The sequence below is a fragment of the Protofrankia sp. Cr1 genome (assembly GCF_963555865.1).
Taxonomy (GTDB): Bacteria; Actinomycetota; Actinomycetes; order Frankiales; family Frankiaceae; genus Protofrankia.
In genome coordinates, this window is record NZ_CAUVXO010000618.1 from 1,205 (window position 1) to 3,401 (window position 2,197).

3 protein-coding genes are annotated in these 2,197 nt (G+C 66.3%); 1 reads left to right on the top strand and 2 read right to left on the bottom strand.

Features of this window, described 5'->3' with window-relative positions; translation table 11 throughout:
* On the top strand, positions 1-389 hold a 389-nt coding region (locus U9980_RS26830), incomplete at its 5' end, for a GNAT family protein (RefSeq protein ID WP_322770478.1).
* 192 nt (positions 390-581) lie between these two features.
* Here the strand turns inward: U9980_RS26830 and U9980_RS26835 are convergent.
* Together U9980_RS26835 and U9980_RS26840 are read right to left on the bottom strand one after the other, a co-directional pair.
* A complete protein-coding gene (locus tag U9980_RS26835; protein ID WP_322770479.1) occupies positions 582-1,067 on the bottom strand; it encodes a Panacea domain-containing protein in 486 nt (161 codons plus the stop codon).
* A gap of 150 nt (positions 1,068-1,217) precedes the next feature.
* Positions 1,218-2,197: LysR family transcriptional regulator (locus U9980_RS26840; protein WP_322770480.1), on the bottom strand; the 980-nt coding region annotated here is incomplete at its 5' end.

A 2,197-nucleotide genomic window follows, 5' to 3' on the forward strand; every position in this document is an offset into this window, starting at 1 on the left:
CCGACGAGGTGACAGCTGACCTGCTCGGCACCAACGGCACCGTCCTGCTGGTGATCGAGGTGGACGGCCAGGTCGCCGGCGGCATCCAGTACTGCGAGGAGAACGACCCGCAGTACCGCCACGCGGGCATCGACATCTACCTCAGCAGCCGGTTCCAGGACCGTGGCGTGGGGACGACGGCGGTCAGACTCGTGGCCCGTTTCCTGTGCGAACAGCGGGGGCATCATCGGCTCACGATCGACCCGGCGGCCACCAACACCCGGGCCATCCGCTGCTACGAGAAGGTCGGCTTTCGTCCGGTCGGCATCATGCGCCGCTACGAACGCGGACCAGACGGCCGCTTCCACGACGGGCTCCTCATGGACCTGCTACGCGACGACCTTGAGTGAAGCCGAAGGCTGAGACCCTGCCTCAAATCTTCCGTCGTCCCCGAGATGACCTCTTCTGGATGCCACACCTGGAAGCGCCGGCGACGGAACCGGCCCGACAGACTGCGCCCGGCACCCGGGATGCACGCTTCGGTATCCCCTGTTTCCGGGCAGGGATCGCGATCTCTGGCGTCTTCTTCTGCTTTCTGCCCATCAGTCTTCGAGCACCACCGAGCCCTGTACCGGCTCGGCGTTTTCATCATCGTCCGCAAGCGAACCGTAATAATCGATCATCACGGTGGGGTCGATGACCTGTGCGCCGCGATCTAACGGGGCCAGGCCCCGACGGGCTTCGATCCACGGCCGCTCCGAGTGAGACAGGACGCTGAGCTGGCGGGCGCTGAAGTCGGCGTAGGCGCGGAGCACCTCGTCGATCGTCTCCCGCTGGTCGTCCGTCAGCGTCTCTGGGTTACCCCGTTCCCACGGGTGCTGGACGGTGTAGCGGCCGCGGTGGGCGTCGAACAGTTCGTACACGACGGGACCGTTCGCCCAGGCCTGGATCCGCTCGGGGAACAGGGGTGCATCGTCCCACACCAGCGACCATGCCTGGGAGTAGTAGACGAGCTTCTGGAGCTTCATCGCGGACATCGGTGCCCGCTGCTGGAGTATGTAGGCGGCGACATCGTGGACGGTGACCATGGTGGGTCTCCTTCCGTTACCAGACGGCCGCTCAGCATGGCCATGCGATCCTGATGATGATACGTTACGTGTCCAATATGTGGCAATACGGCTGGGACACACTCCTTGATCCACATCCCTGTTGCCGGGCGCTCGTACCGCAACAGACCCTTATATGACGAGCGGCGTCACGCCCCGGCCGGTGCGCAGGGTCTCTATCACGCGGGCGAGTATGGGGTCGGCGGACTCGTCGTCGGCCCGCCACGCGACTCCGGCGGCGAAATGAAGATCCGGCTCGTCGAGTGGGACAAGCGCGAAGTCGGGTCCGGCGAAGTTACGCGTGCTGGGATTGTCCGGGTCCGCGGCGACCAGCGTGATGCTCCGCGTACGGATCACCCGGGCCGCGAGGTGAATCGAGTCGGCGTGTGGCAGTTCGTTCAGGTTCCTGATTCCGGCCCGGACGAGGAAATCACGCAGGTTTTTCATGGCGAGCGGTTGCAGCTTCGACGATGGCATCAGCATCTCCCGATCGGTCAGGTCGGCCAGCCGCAGCCGGCGTCGGCTCGCCAGTTCGTCATCGCTGCGTGTAGCCACCGCGTAGCGATACCGGGCCAGCTCCAGCCCGCGCAGGCCCGGGTCGGTCACCGGGAGGTGCACGATCGCGAGATCGATCTTCCGTGCGCACAACATGTCCATCAGCACGGCCGACCGTTCGAGCGTGATCGGTAGCTCGATGTCGGGATAGAGCCGTGTGAAGGTGCCGAGCACGAGATCCACGACGCTCGGCGTCAGCACCGGTGCCGCACCGATGTCGCGCGCCGGCCGGGCGGTCCGGTCCGGCCGCTGGGCCCGCAGGGCATCGAAGCGCCGCACGACGTCGGCTGCGGGCTCTAGAAGATCCCGCCCCGAACGCGTCAGCCTGACCTGGTGATAGCCGCGCACGAAGAGCTCCTCACCCAGCTCCCGCTCCAACTCGCGGATGCGTCGGCTCAGCGGCGAGGCAGTGAGGTGCAGCCGGTCGGCTGCGCGCCCGAAATGCAGCTCTTCCGCGACCGCCACGAAACAGCGCAGTTGCTGGATGTCCATAGCTGACGGACATACCAGGGCGGCCGTGCCCCGGTCCATCGCTACCGCGGGCGGCCAGCGCGTAC